Source organism: Pararhodobacter sp. (assembly GCF_034676075.1).
Lineage (GTDB): Bacteria > Pseudomonadota > Alphaproteobacteria > Rhodobacterales > Rhodobacteraceae > Pararhodobacter.
Genome location: NZ_JAUCCQ010000039.1, coordinates 1 through 22848, shown reverse-complemented (window position 1 = coordinate 22848; position 22848 = coordinate 1). Strand labels below are relative to the sequence as shown.

Genomic DNA, 22848 nt, shown 5'->3' with positions numbered 1-22848 from the left:
CCTACGCTCAGCCCCGCAGGTCGCCGCAGGCAAAGACCGGCAGATCCAGCGCCGCGGCAAGGCTCTGCAGCCATTCCCGCCCCGGCGCCGCCCCCCTCGGGTCCAGGATCTCGCAGATCACCGCCGCCGGGCGCAGCCCCGCGCGGTCGCAGATCTCGACCGCGGCGCCGGGGATGCAGCCGCCCGCGCGCGGCCCGTCCCGCTCCACCCGGATCGGGAAGACATGGCCCGGCGTCGCCAGATCCCCTGGCACCGCCTCCGGATGGATCGCCGCCGCAACGGTCCGCGCCCGGTCCGGCGCGGAAATGCCGGTCGAGACGGCATGCGTGGCCTCGATCGACAGGGTGAAGGGCGTGGCGAAGCGGCGCCGGTTGCTCTGCGGTTGCAGCGCCAGCTGCAGCCGGTCGACGATCCGGCTGTCCAGTGCCAGACAGACCAGCCCCCGCGCATGCGTCGCCATCCGGTTGATCGCCGCGGCATCGGCGAAGTCGGCCGGGATCATCAGGCAGGGCAGCGCCCCGCCCTCGGGATCGCAGAGGATCATCATCCGGGCCTCCCGCGCGCAGTCGACGGGTGACAGGGCCAGGGGCTCGACCGGCGGGTCGAAGGTGCAATGTCGGGTCATGGTCGCATCAACTCCGGGATGATCGTGGCGATCTCGGGGAAGGCGAAGACCGCGGCGGCTGTCAGGAACTGACAGAGGATGAAGGGGAAGACGCCGCGATACATCGCAAGGGTCGAGAAATCGCGCGGCGCAATGCCCTTGAGATAGAAGACCGCAGGCGCCATCGGCGGCGTCAGATACGAGGTCTGCAGCATGATCACCGCCAGCACGCCGAACCACATCGGGTCCACCCCCGCCGCATGCAGGAAGGGCAGGAAGATCGGCGTGCAGATCAGCACCGCCGAGATCCAGTCGAGGATCATCCCGGCGATGAAATAGGCAAAGAGCAGCACGATGACCAAGCCCGCAGGCCCGACATCCAGCGAGGACACCGCCGCATCGACCAGCTCGGCCCCGCCCTGGATCTTGAAGATGCTGGTGAACATGGTGCCGCCCAGCGCGATGAAGATGATCATCGACGACACCGTCGCGGTCTTCACCGTGGCGTTCCAGGTCTCGCGCCAGCTGAAATCGCGGTAGAGGATGTTCAGCAGCACCGCCCCCACCGCCCCGATGGCCGCGGCTTCGGTCACGGCGGCGATGCCCAAGAGGATCGAGCCGATGACCGAGGTGACCAGCACCAGCGGCGGGAAAAGCGCATAGGCGGTGAAGCTCAGCTTCCGGCCCAGCGGCATGTCCTGGCCGAAATGGACGCGCGGCGCCGACGCGGGCCAGATCAGCGCATAGACGATGATCCAGATCAGGAAGAAGCCGACCATCAGGAAGCCCGGCACCAGCACCGCACCAAAGAGCGTGCCGATCGGGATCTGCGCGACCGAGGCATAGATGACGACGACGATCGAGGGCGGGATCATCGTCCCCAGCGAGCCCCCGGCGCAGATCGTGCCCGAGATGATCGACTTGCTGTAGCCCGCGGCCCGCATCGGCCCCATGACCAGAAGGCCGGTCATCACCTCGACCGCGCCGACCACGCCGGTTCCGGCGGCGAAAAGCGTGCACATCGACAGCGTGGCGATGGCCAGACCCCCGGGCAGGCGGCCCATCCACATCGAGAGCGACTCAAAGGCCCGCTTGCCGATGCCCGAACTCTCCAGCACCGCGCCCATGAAGATGAACAGCGGCACTGCGGCCAGCGAGTAATTGGACGAGACGCTGCCGACGAACTGGTAGAGCTGCAACCCGGTCAGGCTGCCGAACACCGGAAAGGCGAAGATCACCGCAACGATGATCAGCGAGAAGGCGACGGGGATGCCGGCAAAGATCAGCGCGAAGGCGGCCGGGAACATCCAGATGGCGAGTTCGGCGTCCATGTCAGTGCCCCTCGGCCGGGGTGGTCGGGGTGCCGATCAGGCGCAGGCCGGACGCCAGCGTCTTGCTCAGGATCTGCAACCACAGGATCGAGAGGCCCACGGCGATCATCAGCCGGAACGGCCAGAGCACCGGGCGCCAGGGGCTGACCGTCTCGACCGTGCCGTGGACATAGGCGGTCCAGAACTGGCTCCAGGCGATCAGGCCGATGAAGCCCAGCGCGGGCAGCAAGAGCAGGGTGAAGACCGTGACCTCGATGATCCGCTTGGTCCGGTCGCGGAAGACCTGCGACACGATGTCGATGACGACATGCTGATCCACCTTCATCGCCAGCGCCCCGGCCAGCATGATGACGGTGCCGTTCAGCATGTAGGAAATGTCGTAGGCCCAGACGGTCGGCGCGTTGAAGAAATAGCGCGAGGTGACCTCGTAGAGGATGACGCCGATCATCAGCAGGATGCCGAAGGCGGCGACATATCCGGTGATCCGGGTAAGCCAGTCGATGAGTCGAAGAGCGTGTGACAACGGGCGGCCCTGCCTGTTCTGTGGCGATGGGTGGCCGACCGGATGCGTCCGGCCAGCCACCGCTCTCGTGTTTCGGTCGGGACGGGATCAGATGCTGTTGGCCTGCCAGCGGTCATGGAAGCCGTAGTAGGATTCGGTCACCCGGCGCATCCATTCGTCGCCGTTGGCGGCGCGTTCGGTGGCCTGAGCCTCGGCCCAGTCGCGACCGGCGGCGCGGATCGCGTCGATCAGGGATTGGTCCATCTCGATGATCTCGATGCCGCGCTCGCGCATCGTCTCCATCGCCGTGAGGTCCGCCGCCGACCATTCGGTCAGGCATTCGACAACCGCTTCCCGCGCCGCGATCTCGATCTTGCGCTGGATGGATTCGTCGAGGTCATCCCAGACCTCGGCCCGGATCGCCAGTTCGAGGCAGGCTGCGGGCGCATGGATCCCCGGCACGATCATGTAGGGCGCGGCGTCCTCCAGCCCCATGATCAGGTTCTCGGAGGGCGTCGACCATTCCGCGGCGTCGACGCCGCGGCGCTCCAGCATGGTGAAGACCTCGGACGGGCCCACGGTGGTGGCGGCGCCGCCGAAATAATCGTTGAGGATCGTGGCCCAGGCCCCGGCGGTGCGGAAGCGCACGCCCTGCAGATCCTCGGGCACGCGGATGATCTTGTGCGAATGCCAGACCTCGGACGGGTTGATGCTCAGCAGCATCGAATGCAGGCCCATCGTCTCGCGCCGGTGTTCCGCCAGCAGTTCCGAGCCGCCGCCGACGAAGTACCAGTTCAGCAATTCCTCCGCCGCCATGCCGCCGGGATGCCCGCCGAAGAGGCTGTTCACCGGATCGAGGTTCACCGCCCAGAGCGGCGGCACCATTCCCGCCTCGGCCAGCCCGTCCTGCACCGCCTGATAGGTCTGCAACGGCGGCGCGATGGTGCCCCCGGCGAAGACCTGGAACGAGAACGACCCGTCGGTCACGATGTCCAGCACCCGCTGGAACGGGCCGACCGACAATTGATACATCTTCGAGGATTCCGGCACGATATGCGCTGCGCGGATCCGGCTGCGCCCCTGGGCTTGCGCCGCGCTGCCCGCAAAGGCGGCGGCGGCCGATCCCAGCGCGGCGGTCTGGATGAAAGCTCTTCTCGACGGTTTTTCCATGGTCGTTCTCCCGGTTGGTGGTGGTTATTTCACTTGCTTTTCAGGCTCTTCTTGCCGAGCGCCCGTTCCAGAAGCTCGGTTTCGCTGTCGTCGTACATCGCGGCGATCAGCGGGGCGTAGCGCTCGGCGATGGCCCGGCGCTTCTTCTTGCGGGTGGGGGTGACGACCCCGATCTCGGGCGTCAGCTCCTCGGGCAGGATGGTGAAGTCCTTGATCTGCTCGGCCCGGGCGAGGCGGCGGTTGGCCTTGTGCACCTCGGCCCAGAGCAGTTCCTTCACCCGTGCCGAGGCGCTCAGATCGGCGTAGCTGGCGACCGCAGGATCGACCTCCTGCGCCCATCTGAAGCCGACGGTCGGGTCGACCTCGATCAGGGCGGTGAGGTATTTCCTGCCCTCGCCGATCACCGCGGCCTCGGCGATATAGGGGCTGCCGCGCAGCTCGTTCTCGATCTGCGTCGGGCTGATCGTCTTGCCGTTGATGGTCTTGATGATTTCCTTGCTGCGGTCGATCAGCTTGTACTGGCCGTTCTTCTGCACCTCGACGATATCGCCGGTATGCAGCCAGCCGTCGCGCAGCGCCTCGGCCGTGGCCTCGGGGTTGTTCCAATAGCCCTGCGTCACGCCCGGCCCACGCACCAGCATCTCGCCATTCTCGTCCACCCGGGTTTCCCAGGCCGGGTCCTGGATCGGCGCGCCGATGGTGCCCGCGGGCAGCCAATCCTCGTTCTGGGCGATGTTCGACCCGACCGTCTCGGTCTGGCCATAGGCCTCCTTGAGGTTCACGCCCCACAGCTGCCACAGCGTCATCACATCGGCCGGCATCGGCGCCGAGGCGGTGATGGCGGTGCGGAGCTGGTCGAATCCCACCAGACGCAGGAGCGGGGTGAAGACCTGCTCCTGACAGGCCTGATAGAGCGCGGCGAGGAAGGGATCGGACCGCTCCGGGCGCGTCTGGCGCTCCTTCAGCACCCGGCGCGAAATGGTCAGCGCCAAGCGGTAATTGGCGCGCTCTGCCGTGGTGCCCTGATTGACGTGGCTGACGATGGTCGCGGCGAAGCGCTGGAAGAAGCGCGGCGGCGCCACGAAATACTGCGGCCGCGTCTGGCGCACCGTCTCCTCGTAGCTGGCCGAGGAGGCGCCGAAATGCGGCACGCATTCCGAGACCAGCGGGAAGCAGCCCGATTGCACCCGCGCCACGATATGCGACAGCGGCAGATGCACCGCCACGCGGGTTTCGCGGTGATAGGCGTCCGGGGCGGACAACAGGTTGGCCAGCGCCCCGCCCAGCAGGTTGACATGGGTGTTGATCACCCCCTTGGGCTTGCCCGTGGTCCCCGAGGTATAGCCAAGGCTGACGATATCCGAGGGCGCCGCCCGGTCGGCCCATTCCGCCAGCATCTCCAGCGGCGCCGAGAAGGGCGCACCCAGGAAATCACCGATGGACAACGCATTGGCCGGATCCTCGGCCGAGGCCTGCCAGCCGGGGTCCAGCACGACGATCTGATTGAGCGCCAGCGCCTTGCGCGCCCGGGCGGCGATGGCCAGTTCCGTGGCGCTGCCGACAAACAGCAGACAGGCGCCCGAATCCTCGATGTAATAATCCAGTTCCTCGGGGGACGAGGTGAAATACACCCCCACCGTGATCGCCCCCATCGAAATGGTGGCAATGTCGGCGATCATCCATTCGGGCGAGACATCGCCCATGATGCAAACCCGGTCGCCCCGGCCGACGCCGCCCGCCTGCATCGAGGCGCCAAGGCGGACGACCTTCTGCACGTAATCGGCGAAGCTCACATCGCTCCAGCCTTCCGGGCCCAGCCTGCGATAGGCGACCGCCTCGGGCCGGGCGCGGCATTTCCGCGCCAGAAGGCCGGGGATCGTCTGGTTCAGGATCTCTGCGCCCAGAGCGGCAGACGGCGTTTCGGTGCCGTGTTTCATGGTGTCTCCTGGCCTTGTCATTCGGGGCGTGATCGGTCGGGGCTGGGTCATTCCGTCGGGCGTCCAAGCGGTTCGGGCGTGTGATAGGCCGCGCGCAGGTAGATCAGCGGCGGCGCCCCGTCGTCGCAGCGCGTGCCGATGACCTGGCCCAGGAACATCGTGTGCGACCCCAGCCCGATGCATTCGATCAGCTCGCAATCAATGTTGGCGACGGCCGAGGTCAGCGCGGGCGAGCCGGTGACCAGACTGTCCCAGTCCTGCGGTGCGAAGCGGATCGCGCCCTTCAGCCCGTTCTGGCCGGAAAAGAGCGCCGCCTCGGGCACATGCCCGGCGGCCAGGACGCTGACGCAGAAGGAGCCGGTCGCCTTGATGACGTCATGCGCCTCGGCCGATTGGTTGACGAAGACCGCCAGCATCGGCGGGGTCGAGGTGACGGCGGTGACCGCCGTGACGGTGAGCCCGCGGCGATCCTCGCCCCGGCCGGTGGCGATGATCGAGACGCCACCGGCGAGATTGCGCATCGCCGCGCGGAAGGCCTCGGCCGAGACAGGCTCGGAGCGGCCCTGAAGGGGTCGTACCAAAGTCATGATGGGATCCTCTGCGGCCTTCGCGTGAACCGCGAAGGCCGACGGGTGCCGGGGTTATTCGGCGTAACGCTTCTTCTTGGCGGCGAAGGCGGCAGCCGCCTCGCGCCGTCCGGGCAGATCGAAAGTCAGCGCCTCAAGCGCCAGCCCGATATCGAGGCCCAGCTGGACCTGATCCTTGATCAGCTTGTTGACCGCGTATTTGGTCCATTTGATCGCTTCGGGCGGACCCGAGGCGAGGAGTTCGGCGTAGCGGATCGCCTCGTCCAGCACGGTGCCCTCGGGCACCAGCTTGGTCACCATGCCATGCTGGAAGGCCTCCTCGGCCGACAGGAAGGCGCCGGTCATCAGGTAATGCTTGGCCCGGATCGGACCCATCAGCATCGGCCAGATGACCTGCCCGCCATCACCCGCCACCACGCCCGCGTTGACATGGGTATCGGCGAAGCGCGCGCTGGGCTGGGCGAAGACCGCGTCGCAATAAAGCGCCAGCGTCGCGCCCAGACCCACGGCCACGCCGTTGACCGCGGCGATGATCGGCACTTCCAGCTCAAGGATGTTGCGCACGATATGCCGACCACCGCGGGTGACCGAGGGCATGCCGGTATCGACCGCCTTCTGGTCCCCGCCCGAACAGAAGCCGCGCCCGGCGCCGGTCAGGACCACCGCCTTGACCGAGGGGTCCAGGTCCAGGTCGTAAAGTGCCAGCTCGATCTCCTCGTGCATCTGCCAGTTGATGGCATTGAGGATCTCGGGGCGGTTCAGCGTCAGCACCGCCACGCCTTCGCCGCGGTGCTCGACGGTGATGAATTCGGGTTCCTTACGCATCGCGCATCCCCCGGATGGTGTTGAGGATTTCGTCCGTCGGCCGCACCACGTTGTTGCGGTCCTTGAAATGCGGGATGATGTATTTGCCCACCATGTCGATGGCGTCCATGATCATCTCATGCGAGACGGAATCGAGGTGGAACAGCACCTCGTCGACGCCCATGTCGACGATCCGCTCCAGCTGCCGGATCACCGTATCGGGGCTGCCGCAGAGCGTGGTGCCGGAGTCGTTGACCAGATAATCCCAGTCGGTCGCCGCACGCTGCAGCCCTTCCAGCCCTTCGGAGAAGTAATTGTAATCGTCGGCGATCTTGGCCAGCCGCGGATAGGCGTCGGTCGAGATCCTGGCGTAATTCATCAGCGGTTCGGCGTAATTGTCCTTCGCCTCCTGATCGGTCTTGCCGATGCCGAGGAAAAGCGGAATGCCGAGGCTGGGACGCTGCAGCGGCCCGTTCTCGTCACGCTTCCAATTGTCCTTGTAGAGGGCGATGTATTCCGCCTGCTTCTCCCAGCCCGAATAGAAATTGTTCGACAGGCAGGCCATGCCCTGTTCGGCGGCATAGACGTGGCTGCGGGGGCTGGTCGCGGCGATGCCCATGATCGGATAGGGCTTTTGCAGCGGCTTCGGCACCAGCATGCGCGGCGGGACGTTGTAATGCTTGCCGCTGAACTTGAAGATGTCCTTCGACATCGCCTCCTTCATCAGCGCCAGCCCCTCTTCCATCTGCGAGAGGGTCTCGGCCGCCTCGACGTTGAAGGCCCGCATGGCGATGGTGGTGTTCGAGCGTCCGGCGAAGAATTCCATCCGGCCGTTCGACAGGATGTCGGTGACCGCCAGCCGCTCGGCCGAGCGCAGGGCGTGGTTGAAGTTCTTGGGCATCAGCGTGACCGCCGGACGCAGCCGGATGCGCGAGGTCTTGGCTGCCAGATAGCCATAGACCACTTCGGGGGCCGAGCTGGAAATGCCGCCCAGCGCCACATGCTGTTCCGAGAGCGAGACGAAGTCGAAGCCCATCTTCTCGGCGAAGACCGCCTCGTCGACCAGCTCGTGCAGCCGCCGCGCGTAGCTATGGCCGACCTGCGTCTCCTGCTCTGACCAGAAACCGAATTTTAGCGTCATGGCTCACCTTCCAAGCGTTATTCCGTTGCTCAGATGCTACGCCCGAGCGCGCCGCAGGTGCTGCCGAACTGCCCCACCCGCCGGACAGGCCGCAGCACAAAAACGGGCCAGGCGCGGGGGGTCGAGTGGATTGTACCGGGGCCCCAAAACCGGCCTCGGGCACGGCCTGCGGCAAGGCGAATCGGTCGGACGGGACCGGGGCTGGTGACGGGAAATACGGGGGGTAGTCGGGGGCGCCGCGCCTCAGGCGAGCGAGGTGCTGCCGCCCAGATCGCCGGTCGCCTCGATGCGCCGCAGATAGCGCCGCGGGGAATCGCCGAACACCTTCTTGAACATGGTGATGAAGGCGCTGGTCGATTCGTAGCCCAGATCCTGGGCGATGATCTGCACGCTGCTGCCCGCCGACAACCGCTCCAGCGCGACCAGCCCGTGCAGTTGGCGCCGCCACTGGCCGAAGGTCAGCCCGGTCTCGCGCACCACCCAGCGGGCGAAGCTGCGCTCGCTCATCGCCAGTTCCGCCGCCCATTCCGCCACCGTCCGCCGGTCGGCGGGATCGGCGAGCAGATGCTCCGCCACCTCCAGCAGCCGCGGATCGGACGAGATCGGCAGATGCTGGTCGCTGGTCGGCGCCTTGGCGAATTCATCCATCAGAACCTGCGCCAGTCGGCCCGAGGGGCTGTCGGGCGTATAGCGGACCGAGCGCTGCGTCAGCGCCTCGGTGATGACCCGCATCAGGGGTGTGACACCCAGCGTGCAGCATTTCCGCGGCAGGCCCGAGACCTCGCCATCGACGAAGACGCAGATCACGCTGCCATTGGGCGAGACGGAGTTGGAATGGGCGATGCCGCCCGGCACCCAGAAGGCGCCGAAGGTCGGCACCATCCAGATCCCGTTCTCGACCCGGCAGGTGACCGAGCCATTCTCGGCGATGACCAGCTGGCCCTTGCGATGGCTGTGCAGCGGCAATTCGTCATCGGCCGGACCGCGCCCCAGTCGGATGGCGAAGACCGGGGTGTCGATGCGGTCGGGGTCGACATTGGGATAGCTGAGGGTGAGCGCCGGGTTGCGCTCACGCAGGGTCCAGGCATGGTCCTCATGCTCGATTTCCTGCTGCTGATAGCTGTCCATCGGGCGACCTCCGAAGGTTGGCCTAGGGGACGCGTGCTCTGCCGCTGTGGCATTCCTTGTCACACGGACCTTGTAACACGGGCGCCCCCGGTCGGTCGATGATCCGCCGCAGGCGCGGCGCCCGGCTCAGGCCTTTGCCGTGAACTCGGCCAGGATCAGCCCGGCAATGGCCGTCAGACAGGCAGCGCCGATGTCGGCGCTCGCACCGCGGGCATCGCCCAGAATGCCGTTCGGACTGACCGCGGGCAGACCGTCGCGCCACATGATGTCCAGCTCGGCCCGGGTCATCAGGCCCAGGCGCCCGGCCTCGATCCGCGAGGGGCGCACCGCCTCGGGCTTGATATGCAGCATGAGCGAGGTTTCGGCGATATCGGCGTGCCCGCCGACGCTGGCCGCAGATCCCCCCGCGGCGGCGACCGCCTCGGCCCAGCAGCCGAGCCAGGCGGTCGAGTCGGTGAAGGCCTCGACCCGCGCCCCGGGCACCGCCTGCCGCAAGCCGGGCAGAGCATTCTCCAGCACCGGAAAATTGCCGACATGCCCGGAATAGAAGAAGATTTCCGTGATCCCGTGCCGCAGCAGGCTGGTGCAATAGTCGCGGCAGATCGCGGTGAACGTGGCCTCGGACAACGAGATCGTGCCGCTGAACGCCAGGTGATGGCTGGAACAGCCCACGGCGATGCTCGGCGCGATGAAGGCGCCGCCCAGCCCCCGGGCGATCAGCGGCGCCAGCGCCTCGGCATGGTCGGCATCCATGCGCAGCGCCAGATGCGGGCCGTGCTGTTCGATGGCACCGCAGGGCACCAGCGCCCGGGTGCAACCGGCAGCGATCGCCGCGGCAATCTCGGGCGAGGTCAGGCGTTCGAGGACGTGGACCGGAGCCTCCATCGCTCAGACCCTGTCCTTGGCGAGGAACCGCGCCCGGGCCTCGACCGCCGCCGGCCGGGTGAGGATCTTGCGGAACTCGGTCAGCGTCCGGCGGCGCATCGTCTCGGCCTCGGCGGGATCTGCGCCCTGCACCGCGCGTTTCATGATCCCCAGGATCAGTGGATCCTTCGCGGCCAGCCCGGTCGCCGCCTCGGTGGCGCGGGCCAGGACCAGGGCATCGGGAACCACGCTTTGCGCCAGCCCCAGCGCCCGCGCCTCGGGCGCGGTCAGGAAACGCCCGCTCGACAGCAGGTCGAAGGCCGTCTGCCGCCCGAGGATCGCCACCGCGCGGCGGATCCCCGTGATGGCGGGCATCAGGCCGTTGTTGATCTCGGGAAAGCCGAACCGCGCCCCCTCGCCCGCGATCACCACATCGCCCATCAGCGCCAGTTCCAGCCCGCCCCCGGCGGCATAGCCCCGGACGGCGACGACGATGGCCGAGGGATAGGCGCCCAGCGCCAGCAGCATGTGGTGGAATCTCTCCATCCGGGCGAGGGCGTGGCCGGGCTCGGTCCCGTCCAGCTCCTTGATGTCGCCGCCCGCGCAGAAGAAGCGCTCGCCCTCGGCCGCCAGCAGGACGACCGGCGGCTCGGCCCGCTGGGCGAGGTCACGGAAGGTGGTGGTGATCGCCGCGATCAGGTCGCTGGTCAGGGCATTGGCGGGCGGACGGTCGAGGGTCAGCGCAGTCAGCCGGGGCGACAGGTCCTCGACCCGCAGGGAGGGGTGCAGGGCGTTCATGGCGGATCAATAGGCCGCGCGCGGGTAGCTGTCCGACACCATGGTCAGATCGGCCGTGGTGCGATGGATCGGCAGCGCGGTCTTGTGGCGCTGCTTGCGCAGGACGATATCGGTCTTCACCTGCTCCACCCCCTCGATCCGCGAGACGCGGGCGGTGGCGAAGCGCTCCAGCGCGTCGATATCGCGCATCATGACCCGCAGCACATAATCGAAATCGGACATGAGATAGAGCTCCATCACCTCGTCCATGTCGCTGATCGCCGCGGCGAAGCGCTCCACCACATCGGTGCTGTGCCGCGACAGCCGCACGCGGACGAAGGCATTGACGCTCAGCCCCAGCGCCTGCGGGTTCAGCAGCGCCACGCGCCGCTCGATCACGCCGTTCTGTTCCAGGAATTTCACCCGCGACAGACAGGGCGAGGGCGACAGGTGAATGCGCGAGGCCAGTTCGACATTGGTCAGCGATGCGTCTTGCTGAAGCTGGTTCAGGATCCGGATGTTTGTGGCATCCAATGGCACGGCTGTCATGGCGTCATTCCCCGATGATGGTGGACCCTTGCGCCCCTGTCATTCGGCCCCGGCGAGGGGCTGGCGGGCGCTTCCCTTGGGCTTGTCGTGAAAATGTAACATCGAAGATGCGGCATTGGATTATGCCAACGCGGACAAAAAAGTGCTAAAAACTGCCATTCCCGCGGCAGCAGGCGCCCGGCGCCGAAGCGCCGCTCACCCCCAAGGGGCCGCGTGGGTTCTGAGGGGGAATCGGGCGGGCGCCGGGCGGGGGTCAGCCCCGCAGCGCCATCACCCGCGCATAGAGGTCATCGACATAGGGATCGCTGACGCCCAGTCCCGCCAGCTGCGCCCGAGTGCCCGCCAGATAGTCGAAATTGCTGCCCAGAAAGCCCGAGGCCGTGGCGATCATCCGGGCCTTTTCCGCCATCGGGATGCCGGTGACGATATGCTCGGTCCCATGGTCGGCGACGAAGCCCAGCGCCTCGATCGGTCCGGGACCGGTCTCCAGCGGCAGCATCACCGGGCGATAGGCCGGCGCGATCATCTCGCGGCGCCAGAGGACAAAGGTCTCGCCGTCCAGCACCGCAGCGTCGATGCGAAAGGCCAGCCCCTCGCAGCCCGCCCCCTCGTCCAGCGCCAGTTGCAGCCCCGGCTGCGCCGCCGAGCCCCGGCCGCCCTGATCGAACAGGCAGAAGCTGCGGGCATAGACGGGGGTGAAGGCGCGGCGCACCTCGGTGAATTCGACGCCCGGATCCCACATCAGCGAGCCATAGGCGAAGATCCACAGATCCCGCCCGCGCCGTTCCTCCAGAAAGGCGGCCCGCGCCGCCTCGCGCTGGTCATCGGGCGTGCGCCAGTCGGCGGGCATCCCCGCCGCCACCGCCCGCGCGTCGAAATCCGCCACATCCAGGGTGCGGAACACACTCTCGGCGGCGGGGCGGATCTTGCCCCTGAGGCCGGGGTGGTGGCGATAGGGATCGTGGGACATGGGGCCTCGGCTTCTGGACCCCGCCAGCAAGCCACCCGGGCGGGCGAAGGTCAACCGACCCCTCTGTGCGCCACCCCGGAGGCTGCGTGCTTGCACGCACCATCGCCGCCGCGGACGCGGCAATGTCACGTCCTCCCACCCTCCCGCAGGGTGCGCGCTCGCACGCACCGCCCCCCGCCCCGTAGGGTGGGATTTCATCCCACCTTGCGCCTCACACCAGAAACCCGCCGAAGAACGCGGTCAGTTCCTCCCGCGCCGAAAGCGGCAACACCTGCGCCACGTATTGATCGGGCCGAACCACCACCAGACAGCCCCGCGCCTTGTCGATGCCACGGGCGTCATAGATGTTCACCCCGCGCTGATCGACGCAGAACACCTTCTCGTAATCCCTGAGCCCCAGCGCCCCGCCCTGCGGCCTGAGCAGCGCGGGCATCGCCCCGTAGTCCAGCTCGCGGAACCCGGGCTGGAACACCGCCCGCACGTCGATCACCGCGTCGATGTCGTCCCCCTCCCGCCGGTGCCGCAGCACGGGCGAGGCCGGGTCCTGCTCCAGCCAGTCGCAGAGCGCCGCCACCGCCCCGCCCGGCTGGCCCCCATCCCCCTCGGGCGCGAAGGCGAAGAGCCGCCAGCGCGCATCCGCCTCGATGCAATGGCCCAGCTCCATCGGCTTGGCATCCGCCAGCCGGATCACCGGCGCCGAATGGAAGCGCTTGCCCAGATCGAACCCCGGCGCCAGCGCCTGATGCGCCGCGCTGCCGGTCAGCAGCGACTCGCCGTACTGGATGGTCAACCCGCAGGTGAAGGGCAGGTTGTGGACGAAGGCCTGCGCCACCACCGGCAATTCCCCCGCCTTGTCGTCATGCGTCTTCGCGCCGACGATCCGCGCCCATTCATGGTCGAAATCCACCAAGCCCTTGGCCGCTGCCCGCCGCTCCTCGGTATAGGAATGCAAGAGCGAGGGCGCCGCCCGCCCGGTCAGCACATGGCGCAGCTTCCAGCCCATGTTGAACGTGTCGCCCATCGACACGTTCATGCCCTGCCCGGCCTTGGGGCTGTGCGTGTGGCAGGCGTCGCCCGCCAGCATCACCCGGGGCGCGCGCGTGGCGACCTCGCCCTCCGGCACGTCGTCGAACTTGTCGGTCAGCCGGTGGCCCACCTCATAGATCGACCACCAGACGACCTCCTTCACCTCCAGCTTGTAGGGCGCGAAGATCCGCTGCGCCTTGGCGATGATGTGGCTGTCGTCCATCCCCCGGTCGGCGGCGCGCTCATCCTCGCCCAGCCGGTCCAGCTCCACGTAGAGCCGCACCAGATGCCCGCCCTCGCGCGGCAGCACCATCAGCGTGCCCTCGGCCTCCGACCGGACGAATGCCTTCATCCGCCAATCGGGGAAATCGGTGACCGCCAGCAGGTCGATGACGCCCCAGGCATGATGCGCCGCATCGCCATGCAAGGCCCCGCCGATGGCCCGGCGGACCGAGGATCGGGCCCCGTCACAGCCCACCACATACTTGGCCCGCACCACCTCGGTCTCGCCCTCGCGCCCCGGGGCGGTGTGTTCCAGCGTCACCGTCACCGGGTACTCGCCCTCGGTGCCGACCACCAGATCCGCCACCTTCAGCCCGTAATCCGGCACCAGCCGGGTCGGCGAATTCTTCATGATATCCAGATACATGTCATGGATGCGCGCCTGATTGATCAGGACATGCGGCATCTCGGACATGCCGTCCGGCACGTCCTGCACCCGCGCCACCCGCTGGATCCCCGCGCCCCCCGGCGTCCAGAAGGTCGTCTCGTTGATCCAGACCGCTTCCCGGCTGATCTTCTCGGCAAAGCCGAAGGCGCCGAACATCTCCATCGACCGGACCGAGATCCCGTCGGCCTGCCCCTTCTCGATCGGTCCCAGCTTCGGCTCGACGATCATCGTGTGGATGCCGGGCTCCAGCGCCAGCTGCGCCGCGAGGCACAGGCCAGCCGGGCCGCAGCCGGCGATCAGCACATCCACCGCGCGCGGCAGACCGGCGCTGCGATCATGCACCCGCGGCCCCGGGGCCAGAATGTCGGGGTCGCCGGCGCGAAATCCGTTGCGGTGGTACTGCATGTCTCTCTCCCTCGGCGCCCGACTGGCGATGAAGGGAATTAATAGCTACACATATCATTTCCAGCAAGGAAAAAGATATGTGTACATTCTATTCGCTGCAACCTACTGTCCGGACAGGCAAACCGGGAAGGGAAGCACGCGGGATGGAAGCCTATGCCATGGCCGGACACCTGATCCGGCGCCTGCATCAGCAATCGACTCAGGTCTTCGGCCAGCATGCGCGCGAGGCGGGTTTCGACGTGACCTCGGTGCAATTCGCGGCGATGGACGCGATCCGCAGCCATCCCGGCATCGACCAGGCCGGGGTCGCCGCCCTCATCGCCTATGACCGGGCGACGATCGGCGGGGTGATCGACCGGTTGATCGGCAAGGGCTGGGTGGCGCGCAGCGTCAGCGCCCGCGACCGCCGCGCCCGCGAGGTCCGCCTGACGCCCGAGGGCGAGGCGGTCTTCGCCGCCCTCCTGCCCGTGGTCCGCGCCCTTCAGGAACAGATCCTCGGCCCCCTCTCGCCCGAGGAACGCACCGCCTTCCTGTCCCTCGCCCGCAAGGCCCTCGCCGTCGATCCCGCGCAGGACGCCTGACCGCGCCCGCCCCCCCCTCACCGTGCCGCAAAGACGCCCCGCCCTCAGACCCGACGCCCGCCCCTTCATTCTGCCAAAAATACGCTCTTCTCCGCCGCCCGCAGGATGCGTGCTCGCACGCACCGCCCCCTACCCCTCGACGACGAATTCCGCCTCGATCTCGACCGGGAACGCCACCGAGCGGGCGATGAAACAGACCTCGTGGATGCGGTGATGGATCGCCTCGGCCGCCACCAGATCGGCGCCCGGCTTCACCACGATCCGCGGCCTGAGCACCGCCTTGACGAAGCGCCCGGCGCCACCGCGCCCGACCTCGCCGATCCCCTCGGGATCGTCCTCATAGGCGGTGACCACGATCCCCGCCTCCGAGGCCAGATGCAGATACCACAGCATGTGGCACCCGGCCAAAGCGCTGAGCAGCAGATCCTCCGGGTTCATCAACCCCTTGTTGCCGCCCAGCAAGGGATCGTTGGAACAGGGGATCACCGGCTTGCCCGGCACCGCCACCTCCCAGTCACGGGTATAGGCGCGGTAATGCGCCGTCCCCTCGCCGGTGTTGCCGGTCCAGCGGATCCGGCTGCCATAGCTGTGTTCACCCATCCCGTCCTCCTAGGTCAGAGCCTGCACCACCAGGCTCGCTGCGATCATCCACATCACCGCGCCGATCAGCGCCTCGACCGCCACCCAGGCGCCCGGCCGCGCCAGCACCGGCGCCAGAAGCCGCGCGCCATAGCCCAGCGCGGCGAAGAAACTCAGCGAGGCCAGCACGGCCCCCGCCCCGAACCAGCCCTCGAACGGCGCGTAGTGCGAGGACAGCGCCCCCAGCAGCGCCAGCGTATCGAGGTAGACATGCGGGTTCAGCCAGGTCAGCGCCAGACAGGTCAGCACCACCCGCCTGAGCGGCACCGCCCCGCCCCCGGCGACCGCCAGCCCCTCGCCCCCGCGCAGCGCCGCCCGGAACCGCAGCGCGCCATAGACCATGAGGAACACCACCCCGCCCCACAGCATCACCGGCTCCAGCCAGGGCAGCCGCTCGGCCATGGTGTTGAACCCCGCCACCCCGGCGACGATCAGCAGCGCGTCGGACAGCGCGCAGAGCGCCACCACCACGCCGACATGCTCGCGCCGGAGCCCCTGCCGCAGCACGAAGGCATTCTGCGCACCGATGGCCGCGATCAGGGACAGGCCGGTCAGGAACCCGGCAACGAGGGGCGTCATCATGCCGCTTTTGGACACCGGCCGCGCGGCAAAGTAAAGCCGCCGGATCCGGGTTCAGACACCCGGGATCCGGCGGCACGAAGAGCCCTGCGATCAGCGCGTCACGCGCATGGTCCGCGCCCCGGCCAGCAGGCGCTCGAAGGTGCGGGGCGGCACGGCGGGGCCATTGCGCAGATAGGCGCGGGCCGGGGTCGCGGCCGTCTGGTTGCCGAATTCCTCGTCGCAATCGTCCAGCCCCGAGGAGCTGCCGCATTGATCGGCATGGTCGGGGAAGGTCTCGTTGCACCAGTTGATCACGGCGGTATAGCATTGTTCCAGCGTGGTAATCGGCGCGGCATGGGCGGCGCTGACGCCGGTGGAGATGCCGAGGGTGAGGGTGGTGGCGATGGCAATGTAACGAATCATGCAAAGTATCCTTTGGTTGAAATGAAACTCACAGCGTGAGTGCCCTTGGGTCGCCCCGGCCCCCCGCATGGTTCAATCGCCCCGCAATTTTTCGCCCGGGTCCGGCAGACCCCCGCCGCCCGCGCCAGCCCCTAGGACGGCCCGGAAACCCGGATTGGCGGCCGTGCGTCCGACATCAGCGCGGTCAGTTCCCGCCCCGACATGGCCTCGTCGGCATAGCCGAAGGTGCCCGCGCCCAGCACCTCTTCGGCGGCGCGGCGCAACCCGCCAAAGGCCGCCCGGGCGAAGGAGCCGCCGACACTGATCCGCCGCACCCCGGCCCCGGCCAGTTCCGCCACCGAATAGCGCGGGCCCGTCAGCCCCATCACCACGTTGACCGGCTTGTCCACCTCGGCGCAGAGGGTGCGGATCGCCGCCAGATCCGGCAGGCCGGGGGCATAGAGCACATCCGCCCCCGCCTCGGAAAAGGCCTGCAACCGGGCGATGGTGTCGCCCAGATCCGCCCGGCCCCAGAGGAAATTCTCGGCCCGCGCGGTCAGCAGGAAGGGCAGGCCCCGCGCCGCCTCGGCCGCCGCCCGCACCCGCTCCACCGCGAGGGCCAGGTCGAAGATCGGCACCTCGGGATCGCCCGTCGCATCCTCGATGGAGCCGCCGACCAGCCCGATCTCCGCCGCCAGCCGGATCGTCTCGGCGCAGGTGTCGGGCGCGGCGCCGAAGCCGTCTTCCAGATCGGCGCTCACCGGCAGGTCGCAGGCCTCGACGATCTGGCGGGCATTCTCCAGCAATTCGTCGCGGCTGAGCCCGGCGAAGGAATCGCGACGCCCGACCGAGAAGGCATAGCCCGCGCTGGTCGTCGCCAGCGCCTCGAACCCCAGATGGGCCAGCAGCCGGGCCGAGCCCGCGTCCCAGGGATTGCCCACGACAAAGGCGCCCTCGCCTGCGTGCAGCGCCTTGAAGGTCTCAAATTTCGCGCGTTGGTCCATGGCTCGCTCCCGCTGATCGGGCCAGCCTAGACCGAATGGAACGAAAAGGGAACATTTCGTAGGATGGGCGATTCGCCCATCCTCAGCCCCGCTCGCGCCACCAATCCTGCACCTGCAGCGCCCAATAGGTGCCCTGCGCCGCGGCCAGCCCCAGCGGCCCGCCCGCCCAATCGAGGCCGAAGGGCGCGAACAGCGCCAGCCGGTCGCTTCGCCCCAGCATCGCCTCGGCCAGCACCGTGCCGCCGATGGCCGTGGTGTTCAGCCCGTGCCCGCCGAAGCCGTAGCAATGCCAGAGCCCGGGGCCCAGCCGCCCGACCATCGGCATCCGGTGGCGGGCATAGGACATGAGGCCCGACCAGGCGACCTCGGTCTTCAGGCCCTGAAGCTGCGGATAGGCGCCGGTCATCTCGGCCCTGAGTTGCCGCACGATCCCCGGCACATCCGCCGCCCTGGTGGTGATCCGCCCGCCCCACAAGAGCCGCGCGCCGCCTTCGACCAGCCGGTAATAATCCCCCGCGCGGCGGTCGTCGCCGATGCCCATCGGCGTGCGGATGGCACTTGCCAGCAACTCCGGCGCGGGTTCGGAAGCCATGACATAGGTGGCAATCGGCAGCATCGCCCGCCGCAGCGCCGGGACCAGCCCCTCGGTATAGCCGCCGGTGGCGATCACCACCTCGCGCGCCTCGACCCTTCCGCCCTCGGTGGTCAGTTGCTTCACCGTGCCGCTCAGGTCGCAGCCGGTGACCCGGCTCGCCTCATGGATCACGCCGCCCGCGCGTTCGACCTCGGCGGCAAGGCCCCGCAGGACGTTCAGCGGATGGACGTGGAAGGCCAGCCGCTCTTCCAGCCCGTGCCGGTAACGGCTTGAGACAAGGCGCTTTTCGATGGCCTCCCGGTCCAGGTACGCCAGATCGGGCCCCGCCTGCGCCGCCAGATCCGCGCCCCGGTCGAAGCGGCGAAGCCGCAGCAGCCCGTCGACCTTGGCCGCGCCCGGAATGCGGCCGCTTTCGACCAGCCCGCGCATGATCTCGACCCCCTCGGCCGAGAGGTCCTGCAACGCCGCCGCATGCTCCGCGCCGACCCGGCGGCGGATCGAGGCATCGCCCGCCGCGAAGCCGTCGCTGACAAACCCGCCGTTGCGGCCCGAGGCGCCGAAACCGACCGCTTCCGCCTCCAGCACCGCCACCCGCATCCCGCCCCGGGCCAGGCCCAGCGCGGTGAAGAGCCCGGCAAAGCCGCCGCCCACCACCGCGCAATCGACAGAGAGCCGCCCGTTCAGCGCCGGTCGCTCGCCATGCTCGGCCAGGGTGCGGGAATAATAAGTATCGGGATAGCGCAGCACGGAAGGACCCTCGACGCGGTTTTCGCGCAGGCTATGCCCGGGCCGGGGCGGCTGCAATCGGCGACAGACCCGTCAATGTCGGGGGGCCGGGGCGCCGCTGCCCTCCCGCCGGTTGGCGATTTCGGTCATCGCCAGCAGCACGGCCTGATCCAGATGCTCGGCCAGCGCCGGCAACCCGTTCTCGCGGGCATAGAGCCGCAGGACCTCAAGATCCCGAATCATCCGTTCGTGCGTCACCCCGGGCGCTCCTTTCCGCGTCCGGAGCAGGTTGGGCAGACATGGTTGAGAAATCGTTGCACCACACCCGGGACGCCGCGGAAACGGGCAACGGGGCCACCCCTTTCAGGGCAGCCCCGTCTCCCGCGCGCGCTGCGAGGGGTCAGCGGCGGCTGGCTTCCAGCGTATCCTCGAAGGTCCGAAGCCCCGTGTGCGGCGCCTGCACCAGCACCGCCATATTACCCGGCTTATGCTGGTTCTTGCGCATCTTCACATGCGCCTGCGGGATCTCGGCCCAGGGGAAGACCTCGGACATGGCGGGGTCGATCCGGCGCTCGATCATCAGGCGGTTGGCGGCCGACGCCTGCTTGAGATGCGCGAAATGCGAGCCCTGCAGGCGCTTCTGGTGCATCCACATGTAGCGCACGTCGAAGGTGCAGTTGAAGCCCGAGGTGCCGGCGCAGATGACGACCATGCCGCCCTTCTTGCAGACCAGCGCCGAGACCGGGAAGGTCGATTCACCCGGATGCTCGAACACCATGTCGACGCTGACGCCCTTGCCGGTGATGTCCCAGATCGCCTTGCCGAACTTGCGCGCTTCCTTCAGCCATTCGTTGTATTCGGGGCTGTTGACCGTCGGCAGCTGACCCCAGCACTTGAAATCGTTGCGGTTGATGACGCCCTTGGCGCCCAGCGCCATGACGAACTCCCGCTTCGATTCGTCCGAGATGACCCCGACCGCATTGGCACCCGCCGCGTTGATCAGCTGGATCGCGAAGGACCCCAGCCCGCCCGAGGCACCCCAGACCAGCACGTTCTGCCCGGGCTTCAGCTCATGCGGATGGTGACCGAAGAGCATCCGGTAGGCGGTGGCCAGCGTCAGCGTGTAGCATGCCGATTCCTCCCAGGTCAGATGCTTGGGGCGCGGCATCAATTGCTGCGCCTGCACCCGGGTGAACTGGGCGAAGGAGCCGTCCGGCGTCTCGTAGCCCCAGATCCGCTGCGAGGGCGAGAACATCGGGTCGCCGCCGTTGCATTCCTCGTCGTTGCCGTCGTCCTGGTTGCAATGGATCACGACCTCGTCGCCGACCTTCCAAGTCTTCACCTTGTCGCCGACCTTCCAGACGATCCCCGAGGCATCGGACCCGGCGATGTGATAGGGCTGCTTATGGCCGTCGAAGGGGCTGATCGGCACGCCCAGACCGGCCCAGACGCCGTTGTAATTGACACCCGCGGCCATCACGAGGACCAGAACCTCGTTGCTGTCGATCTCCCAGGTATCGACGACCTCGACCTCGAAGGACTTGTCCGGCTCGCCATGGCGTTCGCGGCGGATCGCCCAAGCGTACATTTTCGGCGGCACATAGCCCAGGGGCGGCATCTCGCCGATCTCGTAGAGGTCTTTCTCGGGGGCGTCGTACTTGACGATTCCGGCGTTCACATCGAGGGCCATCTGTCTCTCCTGATCATGCCGCCGCAACGCAGAAAGAATGCGGCAGTTGCAGCATCAATAGAATCGGCCACGCAACAATGCAATCCCCTGAGTTCTGAAATTGTAATTTTATGTCTCGGTCACTTCGGGCAGCGTCAGGCTGACCGTCCCTGTGACGGGTGTTTCGCCCGGCTCTCCCAGCCTTTGCAGGGCCGAGGCCGCGTAATAGCCCAGCATCGCCTCCTGTCCGGGGGCGATGCGGAACCCGTCGCCCTCGCGCAGCACGATACCATGGCGGACCAGCGCCTCGGTCGCGAATCGCACCGTACCCTCGGCGCTGGCCTCCGGCAGATGCAGATTTGCCCCCTTGGCGCGCGCCTCGGCCACCAGGCCCGCAACGCCTGCCTCAAGATCGGGCGCATCCACCGCGCCGCCCGCCCGAACCAGCGCCGCCGCGACCAGCGGCACCGGCAGGATCGGCACCGCCGCCCGGATCCGGCCCATCAGATCCGCGGCCAGCGTCTCGGTCGAGGCGCCGGGCCGGCCGGTCACATACTGGCGCAGCGACAGCGGCTCGCCGTAGCAGACCGCGGCATGGCCATAGGTCGAGCGACGGCGCATCAGCTTCTGGCCGATGATCCAGAAGAACCAGCCCGCCGCCTCGGTCAGCTTCAGCCGGAAGCGCCGGTCGCCGGTCTGGCCTGCCTTGACCAGGACCTCGTCCTCCAGCACCCGGTCATAATTCAGCGCCACGGGGACGAAGACCACGTCCTGCTCGCCCGCCACCTCGAAATCGCGGACGATGTAATGCAGAAGGCCCTTCTTGGCCGGCCCCACCGCCCCGTTCAGGCTGAGCCCGCCCTCGGGGAAGATGGCCTGCGTCACGCCCTCGGCGATCGACATCTGCACATAGCGCGCCAGCACCGCCCGGTAGAGCGCGCTGGAATAGCGCCGCCGGATGAAATAGGCGCCCATCGCCCGGATCAGCGCCCTGAGCGGCCAGACCCGCGCCCATTCCCCCACCGCATAGCTCAGCGCCGAGCGGTCGGCAGCCAGCCAGGTGACCAGCACGTAATCCATGTTCGAGCGATGGTTCATGACGAAGACCACCGCCGATTTCGGATCGATGCCGCGCAGGGTTCGGGCATCGGCCGGGCCCAGCCGCACCTCGTAGAACAGGCGGCTGAGGCCCCGCGCCACCCGGATGGCAAAGCCGAAATAGGTGGCGGTCGAGAAACTCGGCACGATCTCGCGCGCATAGGCGCGGGCGCGTTCAAAGGCGACAGAGCGGGGGATCTTCTCGTCCCGGGCGTAATCGGCGACCGCCTGCATGACCTCGGGGTCATAGACCAGCCGGATGATCTGGTCATGACGGCGCATCAGCTTGAAGGGCTGGATCGGCCGTTCCAGCCGCTTGTTCAGCTCCTCGACCGCGCGCTCCATCCGGCGGCGCAGGAACCAGCGGACCGAGGGGAACAGGAAATGCGACAGGAAAGCCACTGCCGCGAAGAGCACGATGAGGATCAGAAGCCACAGAGGCAGTTCGACGGGCTGGAACATGGACCCTATGTGGCACCCCGGCCGTGCCTCGGCAAGAACACCCGCCACTGGATGGGCGCATCGCCCATCCTACGGGGGGCCACGACCCCGGGAGGGGCCAGGACGCCCGCCTCTTCATTCTGCCCGAAATACGCCCTTCGGAGCACGGCTGCTTCCCGCGTACCGCTCGATTGACGCCGTCCGGCTGGTGGACGTGTCGGCACCAGAAGGGCGTATTTGCGGCAGAATGAAAGGGCTGGGAAAGCGCGCGGGGTGGGCGGGCGGGAGCGCGCTTTCCCAGCCCGGCTTTTTCGGCCCGGCGCCCCATGGGACAATGTTGACGAAAGATGAAGCGGAGGCCTCAACCCCTTGGATTCTCTCGGATCGACGGGCTGTCCCACGCGTGGGACAGCTCAGCCGATCCCCGCCAGCGCCCGGTTGAGAAAGGCCTGCCCGTCCCGCGCCACCGGCGTCCCATGGGCCACCACGACTCGCTCGGCCGGCCAGTCCCGCACCCGCTGCAGCGCCGCCCCGGCCCCCCGGCTCGCCAGCCGGAACTTCCGCGGCATGGCCGGTTCCGGGCCGACCATCCGGTCGAGCCGGGCGACCAGACCGCGCCAGCCGTGAAACCAGTCCGTCGCCATGTTCTGCAACAGATCGCAGATCA

23 protein-coding genes and 1 pseudogene are annotated in these 22848 nt (G+C 68.0%); 1 reads left to right on the top strand and 23 read right to left on the bottom strand.

What is annotated here, in order from left to right:
• Positions 1-7: 7 nt before the first annotated feature.
• The 14 genes from VDQ18_RS12445 to VDQ18_RS12380 all read right to left on the bottom strand — a co-directional run bounded on the left by VDQ18_RS12445 (position 8) and on the right by VDQ18_RS12380 (position 14465).
• On the bottom strand, positions 8-625 hold the full coding sequence (locus VDQ18_RS12445) for a 3,4-dihydroxy-2-butanone-4-phosphate synthase (protein ID WP_323021255.1): 618 nt from the start codon (positions 623-625) through the stop codon (positions 8-10).
• Positions 622-1935, bottom strand: a complete 1314-nt coding sequence (locus VDQ18_RS12440; RefSeq protein WP_323021254.1) for a TRAP transporter large permease subunit — start codon at positions 1933-1935, stop codon at positions 622-624. The genes VDQ18_RS12445 and VDQ18_RS12440 overlap by 4 nt, the downstream gene beginning before the upstream one ends.
• 1 nt (position 1936) lies before the next feature.
• The gene (locus VDQ18_RS12435) at positions 1937-2458 is read right to left on the bottom strand and encodes a TRAP transporter small permease subunit (protein WP_323021253.1); all 522 of its coding nucleotides are present in this window, start codon (positions 2456-2458) and stop codon (positions 1937-1939) included.
• A gap of 87 nt (positions 2459-2545) precedes the next feature.
• Complete coding sequence (locus tag VDQ18_RS12430) at positions 2546-3607, bottom strand: C4-dicarboxylate ABC transporter substrate-binding protein (RefSeq protein WP_323021252.1); 1062 nt, start codon at positions 3605-3607, stop codon at positions 2546-2548.
• 29 nt (positions 3608-3636) lie between these two features.
• Positions 3637-5544 (bottom strand): AMP-dependent synthetase/ligase, encoded by a 1908-nt coding sequence (locus tag VDQ18_RS12425; RefSeq protein WP_323021251.1) that lies wholly within the window; start codon positions 5542-5544, stop codon positions 3637-3639.
• Positions 5545-5591: 47 nt separating this feature from the next.
• A complete protein-coding gene (locus tag VDQ18_RS12420) occupies positions 5592-6131 on the bottom strand; it encodes a flavin reductase family protein (RefSeq protein WP_323021250.1) in 540 nt (179 codons plus the stop codon).
• Between the two features lie 54 nt (positions 6132-6185).
• Complete coding sequence (locus VDQ18_RS12415) at positions 6186-6956, bottom strand: enoyl-CoA hydratase/isomerase family protein (RefSeq protein WP_323021249.1); 771 nt, start codon at positions 6954-6956, stop codon at positions 6186-6188.
• Positions 6949-8076, bottom strand: coding sequence for an LLM class flavin-dependent oxidoreductase (locus tag VDQ18_RS12410; RefSeq protein WP_323021248.1), 1128 nt, complete (start codon positions 8074-8076; stop codon positions 6949-6951). Before VDQ18_RS12410 ends, VDQ18_RS12415 begins: the two co-directional genes overlap by 8 nt.
• 243 nt (positions 8077-8319) lie before the next feature.
• Positions 8320-9204: a helix-turn-helix transcriptional regulator gene (locus VDQ18_RS12405; protein WP_323021247.1), complete on the bottom strand. Its 885-nt coding sequence runs from the start codon at positions 9202-9204 to the stop codon at positions 8320-8322.
• Between the two features lie 126 nt (positions 9205-9330).
• Entirely contained in the window at positions 9331-10089 is a 759-nt protein-coding gene (locus tag VDQ18_RS12400; protein WP_323021246.1) for a creatininase family protein, read from the bottom strand.
• Between the two features lie 3 nt (positions 10090-10092).
• Positions 10093-10866, bottom strand: coding sequence for an enoyl-CoA hydratase/isomerase family protein (locus tag VDQ18_RS12395; protein ID WP_323021245.1), 774 nt, complete (start codon positions 10864-10866; stop codon positions 10093-10095).
• 6 nt (positions 10867-10872) lie between these two features.
• Positions 10873-11394, bottom strand: a complete 522-nt coding sequence (locus tag VDQ18_RS12390; RefSeq protein ID WP_323021244.1) for an Lrp/AsnC family transcriptional regulator — start codon at positions 11392-11394, stop codon at positions 10873-10875.
• A 253-nt stretch (positions 11395-11647) separates the two neighbouring features.
• Positions 11648-12364: a gamma-glutamylcyclotransferase gene (locus VDQ18_RS12385; protein WP_323021243.1), complete on the bottom strand. Its 717-nt coding sequence runs from the start codon at positions 12362-12364 to the stop codon at positions 11648-11650.
• A gap of 211 nt (positions 12365-12575) precedes the next feature.
• Positions 12576-14465 (bottom strand): FAD-dependent monooxygenase, encoded by a 1890-nt coding sequence (locus tag VDQ18_RS12380; protein WP_323021242.1) that lies wholly within the window; start codon positions 14463-14465, stop codon positions 12576-12578.
• 143 nt (positions 14466-14608) lie between these two features.
• Between VDQ18_RS12380 and VDQ18_RS12375 the strand changes: the two genes are divergently transcribed.
• The gene (locus VDQ18_RS12375; protein WP_323021241.1) at positions 14609-15046 is read left to right on the top strand and encodes a MarR family transcriptional regulator; all 438 of its coding nucleotides are present in this window, start codon (positions 14609-14611) and stop codon (positions 15044-15046) included.
• 129 nt (positions 15047-15175) lie between these two features.
• Here the strand turns inward: VDQ18_RS12375 and VDQ18_RS12370 are convergent, their stop codons facing one another.
• The 9 genes and pseudogenes from VDQ18_RS12370 to VDQ18_RS12330 all read right to left on the bottom strand — a co-directional run.
• On the bottom strand, positions 15176-15646 hold the full coding sequence (locus VDQ18_RS12370; RefSeq protein WP_323021240.1) for an OsmC family protein: 471 nt from the start codon (positions 15644-15646) through the stop codon (positions 15176-15178).
• A gap of 9 nt (positions 15647-15655) precedes the next feature.
• Positions 15656-16264: a LysE/ArgO family amino acid transporter gene (locus tag VDQ18_RS12365; protein WP_323021264.1), complete on the bottom strand. Its 609-nt coding sequence runs from the start codon at positions 16262-16264 to the stop codon at positions 15656-15658.
• A gap of 93 nt (positions 16265-16357) precedes the next feature.
• Complete coding sequence (locus VDQ18_RS12360; protein ID WP_323021239.1) at positions 16358-16669, bottom strand: hypothetical protein; 312 nt, start codon at positions 16667-16669, stop codon at positions 16358-16360.
• 131 nt (positions 16670-16800) lie between these two features.
• A complete protein-coding gene (locus VDQ18_RS12355) occupies positions 16801-17652 on the bottom strand; it encodes an isocitrate lyase/phosphoenolpyruvate mutase family protein (protein ID WP_323021238.1) in 852 nt (283 codons plus the stop codon).
• 82 nt (positions 17653-17734) lie between these two features.
• A complete protein-coding gene (locus VDQ18_RS12350) occupies positions 17735-18994 on the bottom strand; it encodes an FAD-binding oxidoreductase (protein WP_323021237.1) in 1260 nt (419 codons plus the stop codon).
• Between the two features lie 72 nt (positions 18995-19066).
• Entirely contained in the window at positions 19067-19231 is a 165-nt protein-coding gene (locus VDQ18_RS12345; RefSeq protein WP_323021236.1) for a hypothetical protein, read from the bottom strand.
• A gap of 142 nt (positions 19232-19373) precedes the next feature.
• On the bottom strand, positions 19374-20663 hold the full coding sequence (gene ccrA / locus VDQ18_RS12340; protein WP_323021235.1) for a crotonyl-CoA carboxylase/reductase: 1290 nt from the start codon (positions 20661-20663) through the stop codon (positions 19374-19376).
• A gap of 108 nt (positions 20664-20771) precedes the next feature.
• Positions 20772-22202: a 1-acyl-sn-glycerol-3-phosphate acyltransferase gene (locus tag VDQ18_RS12335; protein ID WP_323021234.1), complete on the bottom strand. Its 1431-nt coding sequence runs from the start codon at positions 22200-22202 to the stop codon at positions 20772-20774.
• A 392-nt stretch (positions 22203-22594) separates the two neighbouring features.
• Positions 22595-22848, bottom strand: a pseudogene (locus tag VDQ18_RS12330) (hypothetical protein); the annotation flags it as partial.